Source organism: Levilactobacillus lanxiensis (assembly GCF_016861655.1).
Classification (GTDB): Bacteria; Bacillota; Bacilli; order Lactobacillales; family Lactobacillaceae; genus Levilactobacillus; species Levilactobacillus lanxiensis.
In genome coordinates, this window is sequence record NZ_BOLN01000001.1 from 271,105 (window position 1) to 286,691 (window position 15,587).

Annotated in this window: 11 protein-coding genes; 2 read left to right on the top strand and 9 right to left on the bottom strand. The window is 52.4% G+C overall.

Going from position 1 to position 15,587, the window contains the following annotated elements; genetic code table 11:
• Positions 1 to 13 precede the first annotated feature (13 nt).
• The 7 genes from JUF22_RS01110 to JUF22_RS01140 form a co-directional block, all read right to left on the bottom strand.
• Positions 14 to 1,381 (bottom strand): ABC transporter substrate-binding protein, encoded by a 1,368-nt coding sequence (locus JUF22_RS01110; RefSeq protein ID WP_203642536.1) that lies wholly within the window; start codon positions 1,379 to 1,381, stop codon positions 14 to 16.
• Positions 1,378 to 2,196 carry a carbohydrate ABC transporter permease gene (locus tag JUF22_RS01115; RefSeq protein WP_203637670.1) on the bottom strand — a complete coding sequence of 273 codons (819 nt, stop codon included), beginning with the start codon at positions 2,194 to 2,196 and terminating at the stop codon, positions 1,378 to 1,380. The genes JUF22_RS01110 and JUF22_RS01115 overlap by 4 nt, the downstream gene beginning before the upstream one ends.
• Positions 2,196 to 3,146 carry a carbohydrate ABC transporter permease gene (locus JUF22_RS01120; protein ID WP_125764276.1) on the bottom strand — a complete coding sequence of 317 codons (951 nt, stop codon included), beginning with the start codon at positions 3,144 to 3,146 and terminating at the stop codon, positions 2,196 to 2,198. The genes JUF22_RS01115 and JUF22_RS01120 overlap by 1 nt, the downstream gene beginning before the upstream one ends.
• On the bottom strand, positions 3,112 to 4,221 hold the full coding sequence (locus JUF22_RS01125; protein WP_203642537.1) for an ABC transporter ATP-binding protein: 1,110 nt from the start codon (positions 4,219 to 4,221) through the stop codon (positions 3,112 to 3,114). The genes JUF22_RS01120 and JUF22_RS01125 overlap by 35 nt, the downstream gene beginning before the upstream one ends.
• A 498-nt stretch (positions 4,222 to 4,719) precedes the next feature.
• On the bottom strand, positions 4,720 to 5,850 hold the full coding sequence (locus JUF22_RS01130) for a vitamin B12 independent methionine synthase (RefSeq protein WP_203642538.1): 1,131 nt from the start codon (positions 5,848 to 5,850) through the stop codon (positions 4,720 to 4,722).
• A 469-nt stretch (positions 5,851 to 6,319) separates the two neighbouring features.
• Positions 6,320 to 7,840 carry an ABC transporter permease/substrate-binding protein gene (locus JUF22_RS01135; RefSeq protein WP_308439778.1) on the bottom strand — a complete coding sequence of 507 codons (1,521 nt, stop codon included), beginning with the start codon at positions 7,838 to 7,840 and terminating at the stop codon, positions 6,320 to 6,322.
• The gene (locus JUF22_RS01140; protein ID WP_203642539.1) at positions 7,841 to 8,773 is read right to left on the bottom strand and encodes an ABC transporter ATP-binding protein; all 933 of its coding nucleotides are present in this window, start codon (positions 8,771 to 8,773) and stop codon (positions 7,841 to 7,843) included.
• A gap of 721 nt (positions 8,774 to 9,494) precedes the next feature.
• Between JUF22_RS01140 and JUF22_RS01145 the strand changes: the two genes are divergently transcribed.
• Together JUF22_RS01145 and JUF22_RS01150 are read left to right on the top strand one after the other, a co-directional pair.
• Complete coding sequence (locus tag JUF22_RS01145) at positions 9,495 to 9,959, top strand: Lrp/AsnC family transcriptional regulator (protein WP_236000675.1); 465 nt, start codon at positions 9,495 to 9,497, stop codon at positions 9,957 to 9,959.
• A 360-nt stretch (positions 9,960 to 10,319) separates the two neighbouring features.
• Positions 10,320 to 11,555: an ArgE/DapE family deacylase gene (locus JUF22_RS01150; RefSeq protein ID WP_203642540.1), complete on the top strand. Its 1,236-nt coding sequence runs from the start codon at positions 10,320 to 10,322 to the stop codon at positions 11,553 to 11,555.
• Positions 11,556 to 12,368: 813 nt separating this feature from the next.
• Here the strand turns inward: JUF22_RS01150 and JUF22_RS01155 are convergent.
• The gene (locus JUF22_RS01155; protein WP_203642541.1) at positions 12,369 to 14,516 is read right to left on the bottom strand and encodes a WxL domain-containing protein; all 2,148 of its coding nucleotides are present in this window, start codon (positions 14,514 to 14,516) and stop codon (positions 12,369 to 12,371) included.
• 12 nt (positions 14,517 to 14,528) lie between these two features.
• Entirely contained in the window at positions 14,529 to 15,554 is a 1,026-nt protein-coding gene (locus JUF22_RS01160) for a WxLIP family cell surface protein (RefSeq protein WP_236000676.1), read from the bottom strand.
• Positions 15,555 to 15,587: the final 33 nt, after the last annotated feature.

Consider the following 15,587-nt stretch of genomic DNA (forward strand, 5'->3'; position numbering starts at 1 on the left):
ATTTTCGCTTATCTCAGTAGCCGTTCGCGCGGTTATTACCTTGAATGTACGCATTCATCGACTTCTGAGCTGTGGCCAGTGATTTCTGAATATCACTCCCATTATAAATCTGTTCCATCGCCGTTTGGGTTAAGTTTCGTTCTTGAATCAGCCCCTGCAAGAAAATCCCAGAATTGGTGGCATTAGGCGTGGCGGCCCGTAATTGCTCGCCAGGAACCTTCGTCGCTGGCAACTTCTTGTACAGATTCTGCAGAACGGCTTCCTTCTGTGAGTCTTTGTTCAAAGCCAGGTAACCGGTCGCAACCTGCCACTGGGCTTGGCTCTTCGCCGTCATCAGGTACTTGATGAACTCCCAGGCGCCCCGTTGCACGTCGCTAGGCTTGTCGTTTGAAATCCAGAGTGACGCGCCCCCAATGGCGACCCCGTTACTCTTCTGACCATCCGGATGTGGGTAGTAGGTAATGCCCAGCTGATCCTGGTTGCCGGTGGTCAATTGCCCGATTGAAGCGGAACTTTGCATGAACATGCCCAAACGACCGGACAGGAAGCTGGCCGTTTCGTTGTTCTGCGCGTTGGCACCCGCGCCGTAGTTCACAAAGTCACCGGCCTTCAGGTTATCTTGAATCCATTTCATGGTCTTGACGGTGGCAGCGTTCGTGAAGTTAACGGCCGTTGGTGTCCCCGCGTGACCATCCTCCTGGTTGGCCAAAGAGACGCCGGCATTAGCCATGAACTGTTCAAATAGCCAGCCGTAAATTTCAACCGTCATGCCTTGAACCTTCTTGTGAGACCGGTCCGTCAATTGCTTAGCCACCCGCGTAATGTCACTGTATGACGGATTAACTGGCGGTGGCGTGATCTTATATTTCTTAAGCAACGTCGCGTTATAGTACAGCACCGGTTGTGAGGTGTTGAACGGCATGGAAAGTTGGGTCCCTTTGTTGGCGTAAAATGCCCGCGCCCCGGCGGCAATCTGGTTCACGTCGTAATGGTCTTCGTCAATGAACTTCTGGACGGGCGTGGTGTAGCCCGTGTGGTGAATCTGACTGGTCGAGATGTCCATTGACTGAAAGACTGCTGGAGAGGCATCGGTGCCATGCGTGTTGATAATCTTCTGCACGGCCTCGTTGTAGTTTCCTTCAAACTCCGACACCACCTCGTACTTGCTCTGCGACTGGTTGAAATCCTTCACAAAGGTGTTCAGCTGTTGTTGGGCGGGCCCGGTCATTTCGTTCCAGAAGACCACCTTGGTGCGTTTAGCGCCCTGTGCCTGCGCGGCAGGTTTACTCATGACCGACCACCCAGCAAAGGCGGCAATCACGGCGACCAAGATAGCTCCCAGAATCAACAAACGTTGATGTGATCCATTTTTGGTTGTCATTTCGTGGCCCCCTCATTGAGCCCATTCTTGAAGTAGTGTTGGCCCACGAACAGCACAATCAGCGTGGGCACAACAACGATTACGGCACTGGCTTGAATCATGCCCCAGTTGTTAAACGTTTCCTGCGACTGCAGTTGCCGCAAGCCGTCTTGCACGGGTCGGAATTTATCGCTAAACGTGGTCAACATTGGCCAGAGGTATTGGTTCCAGCTCTCCAAGAAGCTGTAAGCGGCCAGTGTAAACAGGCTGATGCGCGCGTAAGGTAGGGTGACCCGCCAGTAAAATTGCCAGTGGTTCAGGCCCTCGACGTCCGCGGCTTCCTTCAATTCTGGTGGAATCTGTCGGAAGGCTTGCCGTAACATGAAGATCCCAAACGCTGAGGTCAGAAATGGAATGACCATGACGGCGTAATGGTTCAGCAGGTTCAGCTGCCGGACCGTGGCGAAGTTGGGAATGACCTCCGCTTCAAATGGCAACATCATCGTTGCTAAAATCAGGTAGAACAACAGGTCGCGACCCTTAAATTTCAGAAAAACGAAGGCATAGGCGCCCAGCGAACAGAACAAGAGTTGCGCCGCCATAGTCAACGTGGAAATGACAAAACTGTTGAGTAAATAGCGTAAGATGGCCGTTTGCTTAACCGCCTCGGCGTAGTTGGCAAAGGAAATATGGGTACTCCACAACGCCCCTTTGGCAATATCCGCCGTTGGTAATAAACTGGTCCAGAAGCCGAGGATAAAGGGCCCCAGAATGATGACGGCCAAGAGAATCAACACCAAATAACGTAATGGTTTACGGGTTTTCGTCTGAATCATTAGTAGGTCACCCGTTTCTCTAAGAATTTGAATTGCAGCAACGTAAACAACGCAATGATGACGGCTAAGATAACCGATTCAGCACTGGCGAGACCGTAGTTGCCGTTTAAAAAGGCATCGCGGTAGACTTGATAGACCATCAGGTTGGTTGCGTTGTTGGGGCCCCCAGCCGTCATCAGGTCGATCAACCCGAAGCTCTTGAACGCGCCGATCAGCGTGACCGTGGACGTAAAGAAGAGCGTGGGTGAAATCATGGGCAAGGTCACGTGGAAAAACTGATAACTTGGCGATGCGCCTTCGATGGCCGCCGCCTCATACAGCGGTTGTGGCACCATTTGCAGGGCCCCGAAGAGAATCAGAAAGGTGAAGCCCAGGTTCATCCAGACGGTTGAAATGATGACGGCAATCATGGCTGGACCGGGCGTCGTCAACCATTGCACCAGTGGCAAATGTAACAGGGTCCCAATCTGGTCAAATAGGCCAATCGACGGGCTGAAAATAAACAACCAGAAGATAGCGGCGACGGAGACGGAAACCCCCATGGTGGCGGAGAAAATCGTCCGGAACCACTGAATGCCGGCTAATTTGCGGACGGCCATTTGGGCCAGCAATAACCCGAGGATCAGGGTGAAGGCCACGACGCCAATCACATAGACAGCAGTGGCTTGTAGGCTGGCCTGGTAGGCGCTTGAGGTCAATAAGTTCACGTAATTTTTCAGACCGATAAACACGGTCGGCCGTCCAACGTTATTGGTCAGGAAGAGGCTAAGATAAAGCGTTCGTAACATCGGGTAAAAGACGAAGACGCCCAGGATCAAGACGGACGGTCCTAGAAAGGCTAGCGCATACCATTTATCGTTGACGTGAAGGTTAAAGCCCTTCGCGTTCGCTTGATTCAGCGTTTTCGGCTTTAGACTAGGCTTGGACGCTGGCGTGATTTCCTGTTGCATGACGCGTTCCCCCTTCCACCATGAATTGAGCCTGACCGTCATGGTCGAACACGTAGGCCTGCCCATCAATCGCCACGCTTAGCCAATCGCCAACGTTGTACTGGTCCTTGGCCGCAGCGACCAGTTCCAGTGGCGTGCCGTCTGCGAGTTCGGCCTCCAAAATGATTTCAGATCCCAGATACTCCACGGTCTTCACCTGCGCGTTGGGTTCACCGGCACCTTGTGGTAAAAGGCGCAAGGCGTTGGGCCGGATACCGACCACGTAATCCGCCACGGGTAACGGTTCGGGGACACTTAATTTCAACGTATTCGCTAACAAAAGTTCCTTGTCAGCTTCGACGCGGGCGGGTAATAAGTTCATCCGCGGCGTGCCAAAGAAACTGGCCACAAAGGTGTTAGCAGGCCGATTGTAAATGTCGAGGGGCGTGCCGATCTGTTGAATCTCATGGTTGTGCAACACCATGATGTGGTCGGCCATGGTCATCGCCTCCACCTGATCATGGGTGACGTAGATGACGGTCAGCCCCAACTCCCGCTGAAGGTTCCGCAGTTCCGTTCGCATCTTAATTCGCAGTTGAGCGTCCAAGTTAGATAAGGGTTCGTCCATTAAACAAATCTTGACGTCACTGGCAATCGCCCGGGCCAAGGCGACTCGTTGGCGTTGCCCACCAGACAAATCACGTGGCTTGCGGTCCTTAAACTCATTTAAGTTGACCAGATCAATGGCCTTGTCGACCCGTTTTTTGATCTCATCGGCTGGAAACTTCCGCGCCTTCAGCCCAAAGGCCACGTTGTCAGTGACCGATAAAAATGGGAACAACGCATAGCTTTGAAAAACCATGGTGAGCTTGCGGTCCTTGGGCGGCAGGTTCGTTGCGACCTGGTCGTCAATTTGTAATTCACCAGCAGAAATCGGAATCAAACCCGCAATCATCCGTAGTAACGTACTTTTGCCACAGCCCGAAGGCCCGACGATGGCAAAGAACTCGCCGCTTTCAATGTGGGCACTCACATCCTCTAGTACCCAATTGCCGGCCGTATACTCTTTCCCTAATGCTTTTAACTCAATTGACATTTTGCCACTCCCCTTTGTGAGTCTGGATTCAGTGTACGCGGCCTGTGTAACGGTAAGATGTTGACCCTGTAAATCCTGTGTAAAGTCCCCCAAGGTTTGCCATTAAAATAGTTATACTAGATGTGATTTGCCGCCTGCGGCTTCCAGGACTGCGCCTGCTGTGGGGCCCGGTTCCGGCCTGAGGAGCGGTCCTCCACCTCGCTTTGAAACCTCGCTGAAGTTCGCGAGTTTTCAAAGTCGTCCCAGGCTGTAAGCCGGCCAAGGACGCCGGCCAACACCCTCGACACAGCTGGCTCCGTCCTGGCTTCCTCCGGCTCTAATTGGGCGTTATGGCAATCATGCCGTGGGCCGACTTTACTCAGATTTGCTAGTTTTCTATTGACCTCCTTACTTTCCAACCACAACGACTTAATCCTCCCGTTTCCATAATTTTCCGCATAAAAAAGGAGCGAGAAATCAGTAATTTCTTCGCTCACTTAATCAATTAACCTATCGAATTTAGGCTTCCGGCCAGACGTCTTCGGCGATTTCCTTAACCAAGTTTAACTTGGCCCATTGTTGGTCTTCCGTTAACGCATTGCCCTCTTCCGTGGAGGCAAACCCACACTGCGTGGAGATGGCCAAATTGTCTAGTGGTACCTGTTTGGCAGCGTCTGCGATACGGGCCTTGACCGCCGCTTTATCCTCTAGTTCGGGGAACTTGGACGTGATCAGGCCAAGGACCAGGCGCTTGTTAGCGTCGTGATTCCAGATCTTCGCTAGCGGCGTAAAGCTCCCTGCCCGTTCGCTGTCGTATTCCAGGAACAAGCCGTCGTAGTGCAACTGCGCCAAGTAATCGGCCACGTCGTCGTAACTGCCAGAGAAGAGATACGTTGATTTGAAATTCCCCCGGCAAATGTGGGTCGTCACCGTCAGGTCAGCTGGTAAGCCTTCCAACAACGTGTTGATGACGTGAACGGCATCCTGGGCCAGGTTCACGTAGGTCTGGTGCGCCGTCACGTCGTCGGTCGTCGCGTTGAGCTTGCTAATTAAAAATGCCCAAGTTGTGTCGTCGAGTTGAATGTACCGGCAACCGAGTTCATAGAAATGCAAAATCGTTTCATGGTACGCCTTGGCGAGGTCATCCAGGTAGGCATCCCAGGTTTCATAAAATTCATGCCAGTTGTCACTGCGGTTATCCCGGAACAACATGGTTGGGGATGGGATGGTCTGCTTAACCAGCACATCATCTGGCACTAAACTTTGCAGGTACTGGAAGCTTTCAAAGAAGGGGTGGTCCGGATTAAAGGCAATCTTGCCGACCAAATCGGCGTTGTCGGTCCGGGTCTTGCTGCCATGGAATTTATAACTTTGCTTGTAATCGTAGTGACCGACCCCCGTCAGTCCCCAGAGAAAGTCCAGGTGCCACCAACTACGGTTAAATTCGCCATCGGTCACGGCCTTCAACCCCAGATCAATCTGCTTTTGCACGACCCGCTTGGTCTCCGCGTGTCGAATCGTCTGTAATTGTGCTGCATCAATGGCCCCCTGGGCAAATTCAGCGCGCGCTTGTTTCAACTTGGCTGGCCGTAACAGGCTGCCTACAACATCGTAGCGGTACGGAAAGTTCGTTTTAGTCGTTGTTGTCATAACTTTTTTCCTCCTAAATTTAACCACCGACTAACGCGTTCGACTGGCCCCGTGACTTGACGCCCATTGCCAGTCCAGCAAGTTAGTCCTCACCAATTTTCTAACGTCCATCACGGTAACAAAAAACGCGCTCATCCCCCGAACTAATTGCTTAGTTCAAGGGACGACCGCGTCGTTTTACCACCCTAATTCACAAAGCCCTCACAGACTTTGCCTCACCGGTACCGATTGATACCCGGAAAGTTAACGGTTCCTACCGACCAAGCAGCGTGAACCGCTTGATAGCTATTGGGAGCTCATGTTCATGGTTTGTCGCAGACCCGTTTGCACTGACTCGGGCTCACTGCGCAACGGCAACGCCACTACTCTTCTCCTAGCTTTATTTATGACAGACTTATTAGAAATTAATGATAATCTTACGGCTAGCGGTCATTTCTGTCAAGGGAGAATCGCTTTCAGTCTCCCCCTACTAGTCCAACAGCCCGTGGCTCCGCAAGTAATCTCGCGCCACCGTGGCGGCCTTTTCGTGCTTGACCGTCACCTTGTAGTTCATCTGCTGCATGTCCGTCGTGGAAACCTTCCCCGCTAATTTATTCAGCGTGGTCCGTAGCTCGGGATGGGCCGTCAATAATTTTTCCGTCATCAACGGCGCGCCCTGGTACGGTGGGAAGAAGTGCTTGTTATCCTTTAGTACGACCAGATGATATTCGCGAATCTCGGGGTCGGTGGTATAGCCGTCGACCAAGTTGACCTTGCCGTTGGCGATGGCCTTGTAGCGAATCGAGGGCTCCATGGTCTTGGCGCTAGCAAAGTTCAACCCATAGGCCTTGCGCAAGCCCGGATAGCCATCCTTGAGTTGATAGAAATCGGGGTCAAAGCCCGCGTGAATCTTGCCCTCAACAGCGACCAAATCCGACACCGTCTTCAGGTTGTATTTCTTGGCAAATTGCTTCGTCACGGCCAAGTCGTAGCCATTTTGATAGCTCATCGGCTTGAGGTAAGCCATTTGGTACTGCGACTTCAAGCCGTTCTTCGCCACCTGATAGGTCTTTGCTGGATTATGACTCGCCAGCTTGTCGCCCTTGATCAGTGACTCCAACACGGTCCCAGTGAATTCGGGGTAAATGTCGATAGATCCCGACTTCAATGCCTTAAACAGGAACGAGGTCCCGCCAAAGTTCGCCTTGGTAGCTACTTGCATGTTGGGATGGTCGTGTTCAATTAAATCCTTATACATATTGATTAAAATTTCCGGCTCGCTGCCCATCTTCCCAGCAATCGTGATCTGCGTTTGGGGATTGGCCAGCTTTCGGTAGCCCGCAAAGCCGCCAATCAGCACGACCAGTGTCAGCAGGACAATGCCGGCCTTCTTAAAGGATAGCTTGCCCAGCCAGTCGATGCCGGCACCAAAAATCAGTGCCAACGCCGCCGACAGCACGGCCCCGATAATCAGGAGCGCGTTGTTGTTGGTTTCGATTCCCAACAGAATGTAGGTCCCCAACCCACCGGCACCAATCAAAGCGGCCAGCGTGGCGGTCCCAATGATCATGACCGTGGCAATGCGAATCCCGGAAATAATCATCGGCAACGCTAAGGGCAACTCAATCCGAAAGAGTTTCATCCGCCGCGACAAGCCAAACGCCGTCGCCGCCTCTTCCAAGTTGGGGTCGATGGTGGTCAGACCGGAATAGGTGTTTTGAAAGATCGGCATCACCGCGTAAATCACTAAGGCAATGATGGACGGCACCGTCCCAATCCCCACGATAGGAATCAGAATTCCCAACAGCGCCAGGCTGGGAATCGTCTGGAGCACACTGGTAATCTGGAGCATCACCTTGGCCCACCGTTCGTGGTGCATCAAGACGATGGCCAGCGGAATCGCAATCAAGGCCGCAATCAGCAGTGAGATCAGTGACAGACCAATGTGTTGGCCAATCGCGTGGAGGATGTCGCCACCCTGCGTTTGCAAAATATGCATAATTTGAGCCAACTAGTCCGCCTCCTTCGTTGCTAAATAGTCAATGACATCAGCGGTCGTCAGCTGACGGGCACCCTGGTCCGTTGCCACGACCACCGTGGCCGCCGTCTGTAAAGCCGCCGCCAATTCACTCACCGTCGCCGTGCTCTTTAGCGTGGCCGGTGCCGTGGTTGTTTGACCATAACCCTTGATGACTAAATCCTGGATGGTAGCTGGACGCGGCGTGTGTTCATTTTCAAAAAAGCCGCGCACAAAATCATTGGCCGGATGCTGCATGATAGCTTCGCCCGTCCCAATCTGCTGAATGTGCCCCAGTCGCATCACCGCAATGTGTTGGCCCAATCTGAGGGCCTCGTGCATGTCGTGGGTGACGAAAACGAAGGTCATGTTGAGTTCCTGATGTAGCTGTAAGACCAGGTCCTGCAACTGTTTGCGGGAAATGGGGTCGAGCGCACTAAACGGTTCGTCCATCAAGACGACCTTGGGTTTGATGGCCAACGCCCGGATGATGCCGACCCGTTGTTGTTCCCCACCGGAAAGCTCGCTGGGCATCCGCGTGGCGTACTTGTCGGGGTCCAGGTCGACCTGTTTCAGTAGTGCCCGCGCCCGTTCAATTCGTTCCTTCCGTGGCCAGCCCAACGACTCCGCCTGAATCGCAATGTTTTCTTGAATATTTAAATTGGGAAAGAGCGCAATATTTTGTAGCACGTAGCCCATTTGTTGACGTAATTGTTTGATGTCGTAATCAATAATCCGTTTATCATTAAAGTAAATGTCGCCACCAGTCGGTTCGATCAACCGGTTCAACATTTTCAGCGTCGTGGTCTTTCCACTCCCGCTGGGGCCAACGAGCACAAAAAAATCGCCCGTCGGTATCGTCAAGTTCAAGTCGTCCAGGGCTTGGTTCTTGGCGTAACGCTTGGTAACGTTCTTAAATTCAATCAATAGTACCCCTCCAACCTCTTCTACTCATCTCATGCTGGTGAAACTGATCAATTTGTCGTTCCCGGCGGCGGGCTCAAAGCGCCCTGCTGTGGGGCCGGTTCCAGCCTGAGAAACGGGCTTCCACCTCGACTTTGTGCCTCAGAAGCGGTCACAAAGGTCGTCCCGTGGACTAGGCTGGGCAAATACTCCAGCCAAGACCACCGACACAGCTGGTCACTTTGGCCCGCCTCTGGTCACTGACATTGATCACTCACTCTCACCAGCGATTGTTTCATTCATTCCTGTTTAAGCAGTTTAGCCACCTAATAGCACTGCTACTTAGCCTAATTAAACACGGCTCGCTTTTAAAATCTTACCTAACAAACTGTCGCGATTACCCGCAGTTAAATGCCAACTAGCAACCAGTTCCATAATTAGTTTAATGGGAATTGCTGTGTAGCCGTGAGGGCAATGAAAATGGATTCAGCCGTGGGATTTACGAAGCGCAGCGCAGTAAATGGTGTCTTTGAGACGCGCCCTTCGGCTCAAAGCAAGTCAGAAGACCGCCCCTCAGGCTTTTGGCGTCCTCCCCACCGCGTTCCAATCCATTTTCATTGCCCGGTAAGGCGGACTAACGTAAATCCAATTATACTAATGTTTCGGGGATTACCGAAGCAAACGGCTTACAAATTTCCAAATGCGATAACGTCTACTTTACACGTCAAAGCGGTGACTGTTAATATTGAAACGAAAGGCTTTTAGCCCGAAAAACTTAGAAAACAAGGTGTTCACCATGCCAGACGAAATTGATATTGCCATTATTAAAGCACTCAACCAGGACAGCCGCGTCAAGGTCAGCCATCTGGCGCAAATCGTCCACCTCACCGCTCCCGCCGTTGCCGCGCGGATTCAACGGTTGGAAGACGCCAAGATCATTTCTAAATATACGATTGAAGTCGATTTGGATAAACTAGGGTTGCCGCGGCAGGTCTTCATTCAGGTGGCCGTGCAAGCCCGCCAACAAGCGGCTTATTTGGCGTTTGTTAAACGGCACCACAACACTTTTCGCCACCACTACCGCACAACGGGCAAGTTTGACTACCTCCTGGAAGGTGCGTTTCCTACCCGCCACGTCCTCACCGATTTTCTCCTCGAGCTTGGAAAATTCGCCACGTACGAGGTCATTGACGTCATCGACGATATTTAATTGCGGACATTCTTGACCCCTCCTTCAAAAAGTGCTGTAATCAAGTTGAGTACAATAGTTCTTTTCCTTAATGAGTCATAGTATCTGATGCTTGGGGTGGTCAATTTGGTTGCACCTGAAAATATGGCCACTTCAACCGGGATGCTATCTCCAATTAGCTGCCAACTATTGTTTTCAGGTTGCCCCTAAATTAATCAGGGTCAACCCTTTCAACTGGGAAATAAAGACACGCTGCTAAGTATTTTCACAGAACCGTTTTCAATAAATAAACCGAATAACGACGAGCTAGATTCGTGTCAATCGCTGGTCTGATGACTGACCAATCTAACTCAAAAAACAAAATCTAAGGTGGAATATATTATGGATGAAGTCGTCCAAGCACTAAGCGACGTTATTAAATTAAACACGGTCAACGGCCACGAAAAGTTGGTTGCCGACTACCTAGCCGACCTGCTGAAGAAGCACGGCATCGACAGTAAATTGATTGCCTACGAACCTGACCGGGTCAGTCTGGTCGCCGAAATCGGTGACGGTAACGGCCCTGTTGTTGGTTTTGATGGTCACGAAGACATCGTTGCCCTCGGTGACGCTGCTAAATGGCAGGTAGAAGCCCTTTCCGCTACCATCAAAGACAATAACATGATTGGCCGAGGCACCTCCGACATGAAGTCCGGCTTGATGGCCGGTGTCTTTGCCATGATCAATTTGAAAGAACAAAATGTCCCACTACACGGTACGCTGCGTTTCATGGCCACGGTTGGCGAAGAATACGGCCAATACGGTGCCCAACAACTTGGCGAGGCCGGTTACGCCAATGACCTCGACACGTTGATTGTCGGCGAACCTAGTGGGGTCCACAAACAACTCTTACTGCAAAAACAGATTCAATACATGCTGCAAAGCGACGAGGCCGGCGCTAAGGCGCTGTTAGCCGCCAACCAGACTAATGAACAACACTTCATTGAACTGGCACACAAGGGCTCACTGACCTACACCGTTCATTCTAAAGGGGTCGCTGCTCACAGCTCCATGCCTGAAATCGGCAAGAACGCCATCACTCCACTGATGACCTTCTACCAAAAAGAAGAAGCTTACTTTGACAGCATCAAGGATTACCGCAACCCCGTTCTGGGTGCCATCACGCCCGTTGTGACGGTCATCAAGGGTGGCGAGCAGATCAACACGGTGCCCGCTAGTGCCGACTTATCCGTAAAGATTCGGACCATCCCCGAACTGCCAAACGCCGACATCACTGCCGCTATCAAGCAGATCATTGCTGACATCAACGCGCAGGGTGCCGACCTTAGCTTGGACATTCTCAGTGACTTACGGCCAATGCACACCATGGAAGACACTGAACTCGTCTCAACGGCCAAGCAAATTGCCGAAGACGTGCTGCAACAGAAGCTGCCATTGATCGGTGTTCCCGGCGGCACCGACGCCTCTTCCTTCCTGGCGTTCAATCCGGACATCGACGTGATTGTCTTTGGGCCTGGTAACATTACCGCGCACCAGGTTAATGAGTACGTGGATTTGGACATGTACCACCGGTTTATCACCATCTACGAGCGCCTAATCACTTCCTTGCTGAAATAGGTTAAACTGGTCGTTGTTTCGCGCCTTCGGGCTGGTGAAAATGGGCTTCGTCGCGTCCGTTCCCGACGGTGAGCTCAAGGGGCCCTGCTGTGGGGCCGGTTCCAGCCAAAGTACGGGCTTCCACCTCAACTTTGCGCCTGGAAATCGGTCGCAAAGGTTGTCCCGTGGACTAGGCTGAAAAAAGACTTCAGCCAAGACCACCGACACAGCTGGTCGCCTTGGCTCACCTCTGGTCACTCCCACGACTAGCCCATTTTCACCAGCCCTGCGGCTCACACTTGTTTAACTTATTTAGGGTCGGGTCTCTGCCACCTCCATTTAGCATTCAGTCTATGCAACACTGAGTGAATGGACAACGGTAGTTCCCACGACTGAAGCTTACTTAACCTATTTCTAGGTGGTTCATTTATTACTCGGTTAGTACAATCGGCTATTCCACTAAACCGCCATAGCTTGATTGCCTGAACCAATTGGCATGATAGTCCAGCCAGGTACTAACAACTCTTTCACTAAAATGATTCCTTAAAATTAACCATTTAACCTAAAACAAGCCGAAGACAGCCCATCACCACGATGACCGTCTCCGACTTATTTTTTATCCCCCCACCAAAAACAGCCGCCCTTTTACGGACGACTGCTTTTGGAACATAAACTATTGGACTTGCCACTTCCAGACGGGCACCCGGTCACGTTAGCAGTTAGCTGCTTATTGCGTAGTTAACCGGTAGTCGTCTGTGGCTGCCTTTACGGTGTCAAAGCGTACCCGCGACATTCCGTGTTGACTGTTTGGTTTTAACGTGGCATCCGGTTCCTCTAGCTTGGTGCATTGGCCAGTGACCACGTGAGCGTTCCCTGGTAGCGACCTTGGCTGGAGCTGCTCTGGATGTCTAAGAAGACACCCGTTTGCGACGTCCAGCTGCCGGCCACATCGACCAGTCCATCGTTGACGCTGTCGTCCGTCACGTGTGACAGAACGGGCGTCGGCGTTGGACCAAGTCGAATTGTTTGGTAGGGCGTCACGTACACTGGGTAACCTGCCATGGCCCGACCATCCTGGGCGGTAAACGTTGAGGCCTGCGCTGATAGCGTCCAGCGTTCGCTCGTCCCCCGGGTATCGCGAACCGCTAAACGCCATTCTCCGGCGCGTTTGACCCGCTGTGCTCGGCCAGTTAATCGGGCGGCTTGAAAGCTCTCACTCGGGGAGATACTCGCAAATGTTAAGTTACCCGCCACCGTTAAAACGAGGGTGACTGGGCGTGAAGCATCGCCTTGTTCCGTGCGTGCCACCAACTTCAGGCGGTTGGTCCCGCCTTGGAGTTGCGCGGCAGTCAGCGGTACCTGAAACGTGCCATCTTGGCCGACAACTTGTTCTTTGAGCGTCTGCCCGTTGAGCACTGGCGTGACGACCACCCCAGGCTGCTGGGCTTCTGACGTCAGAATCGCCACGTGTCCCCTGACCGTGGTATCCTGACCAACCTTCAGCGCTACGGGATTTTCGCTCGTCACGCGTAACTCAAGGTCGGTTCTCGGGTTGATGATAAAGTCCGGTGTGTCCGCGGCAATAACCAGATCCGGAGAGGTAAACGTACTGGTCGTTGCCGGAACCTTGTGTGTTTGGGTGGCGTTGGCTGCGTGCCCAGTCAACCTGATTGTCGCCGTCGGGTTTGCCGCATTCAGCTGTTTCGTCAGTTGAACCGGTAACCGGCCCGCCTGAATGACCGCTAAGTCTAGTGGCTGGGCCGTTCCGTCGGCGTAAATTATTTGACCACCCGTCACGTCAACCTTCTCGGGGATTTTTAAATCGGTGCGAACATTTGACCATGGTTGGTTGCCACCGTGGTAGGTCAGTTGGTATTCCAGCGATAACCGGTCGTTACTCAGAACTTGATCCCCCGCTTGAATCACTCGCTGCCGCGTTAAGTTCGTTAACGTGGCTTGGCTCGTCGCATCAATCAAGCTGGGAATATTTTCCAAAACAACGAGGTTATTTTCAAAATGCCGACTACTCGCAGACGTAAATCCCCAGCGGACTGTGCCGGTTTTACCCGGATCAATTTTAGACGGCATGATACGCGCCGATTGGCTGACGCCTGGTTGCCGTTCATTGGTCAGCGGATCCCGGTCGTCGAAGGTATACGTCATGGTTTCGGTCTTAGCCGCCCACTTCAAGGTGAGGTGGTGCCATTGACCGTTCGACAAGAAATCGGGCTCATTAACATTGGCAATCAGACCATTGTGCGTCATGCTGTAAAAATAATCTTTCTGTCCGAGAAGCGCCCCAAAGAAGTTCGTTGCCGGTAAAAAGTGTTGCACGTAAGTCGTCGGTTGGGCGGGATAATTGGATGCGATGTGTACCGCCGGATAATTGGTATCAAAGGCATTTGCCTTGCCCGCCGGTCGATTGTCCGGTTGGTCGTTGAAGTACGTGTCGAACTCCAGCGCCCAGCTGTTCTGAATGGCAGACTTAGCCAAGTTGACTGCCGAGGCCTCGGTGGCGTCGGTGTCTTTGGCCCAGACCCCCAGCGTTTCACCGGGAATCTGACCACTAACCACCCCACCGGGCATAGCGGCTAATTTAGCTTCATCATTTTGCAAGACAAACGCTAAACCCTCGCCGGCTTGGGCGTCCTGATCACCCAGGTACAGCCACATCCGAAGCGTTTGGTTCTGCGTCAGGTTCAGCGCCCCCACGGTCGTTGACCACAACGTCCCAAACTGGTTGGGGCCCGTGGTCAACTTGGCCGCTTCGGTACCGGGAGACTGTGGATTGGTGCCATCAACCACGGCTGCCGAGCTCTTACTGGTTGTTTTCGTCGTGACAAACGGATCTGGCCGATTGAGACGAATGCCCTGAGGCACTTTTTGTAGCGCCTTAGTGTAGTCCGCGTCAGCGCGGGCGACCACGCTGCCAAGGCAAACGACTAGTAGAATCAAGCTAGCGCTCAGCCACCATTTCAACAACGCCAATCCCTCCTATTTCGCTGATTTTTGGTGCCGATTGCGATACCACAGGTAGCCGATGATTGCTAACAGTAAAGCAATCAACAGGCCTAATAAAGCGTACAACCAGTAGTTAGGCTGCTGTGTTGGCGTCAAGACGGTCTTGTTCATCCGCTTGACGGTGCGGTTCGCAATGGTGAAATTACGGGTAAACTGCCAATCTCGTTTGCCAGCTTGGGCCGTTAGATGCAGGGTGTACTGCCCCGCCGGTAAGTTCTGGGTCCCCCACGGAATCCCAAAGTTAAAGTTACTGTTGGGCGCCATCCCCAGCCCACTCTGCTGTTGCCGGATGAGTGTCTGGGTCGCGCCAACCTTGGTAACTCGCGCATTGATCTTCAGCTTTTGCATAATGCCTGGCTCAGGGTTTTGCAGATTGGCCGTCACAAAATTGCGGCGGTTGATCTGTGTCGCTTGAATCTGATGTAGTAACAGGTTCGGCGCTACCGGCTGCCGACTCTCTTGCAACTCGATGCCGATTGCGTAGGCAAAGGCATTTTTGATGGTAAAGTGGGCCGTTGGCTTCTTGGTTTTGCCGGGAATCTGTTCCACATACACGCCACCGAGAATCATTCCCCGGAGCCGTTTGGCGGGCATCGTATAGGTGAGCGTCACTTGTTTCCGGGCATTAGCTGGGACCGTGACCTTCTGGTTGGACGCCCGACTGAAAATGTCTTTGATGCCGACCTTCAGCGATTGATCCAACTGTGGCTTGAGCTGACTGTAGTCGATCACCCCGTTATCGTTGGTGATGGCTTGGGTCACACTGACATTGAATGATTGCTGGCGGTTACTGGTGTTTGAAATATAAATCGTCAGGTGTTGTTGCGCCCGGGGTTGCGTCAGCAGGTCAAAGTAGCCGGCTTGCTTGTTCAACTGATTACTGGGTAACGACGCTTTAACGGTATACCCCACGGAATCCGCGGCAGCCGTCGGTACGTGACCGGCTAACGTCAACATGGCCAGTCCCATGGCAAACAAAATCTTTAGTCCCCGATTCATCACTGACTCCCCCTCAGTCACCAAATTAACTAC

What these genes read in the sequence shown, in the direction of transcription:
- JUF22_RS01120 (WP_125764276.1), bottom strand. Translation starts at nt 3,146, where the DNA reads ATGCAACAGGAAATCACGCCAGCGTCCAAGCCTAGTCTAAAGCCGAAA.
- JUF22_RS01115 (WP_203637670.1), bottom strand. Translation starts at nt 2,196, where the DNA reads ATGATTCAGACGAAAACCCGTAAACCATTACGTTATTTGGTGTTGATT.
- JUF22_RS01110 (WP_203642536.1), bottom strand. Translation starts at nt 1,381, where the DNA reads ATGACAACCAAAAATGGATCACATCAACGTTTGTTGATTCTGGGAGCT.
- JUF22_RS01160 (WP_236000676.1), bottom strand. Translation starts at nt 15,554, where the DNA reads ATGAATCGGGGACTAAAGATTTTGTTTGCCATGGGACTGGCCATGTTG.
- JUF22_RS01150 (WP_203642540.1), top strand. Translation starts at nt 10,320, where the DNA reads ATGGATGAAGTCGTCCAAGCACTAAGCGACGTTATTAAATTAAACACG.
- JUF22_RS01125 (WP_203642537.1), bottom strand. Translation starts at nt 4,221, where the DNA reads ATGTCAATTGAGTTAAAAGCATTAGGGAAAGAGTATACGGCCGGCAAT.
- JUF22_RS01130 (WP_203642538.1), bottom strand. Translation starts at nt 5,850, where the DNA reads ATGACAACAACGACTAAAACGAACTTTCCGTACCGCTACGATGTTGTA.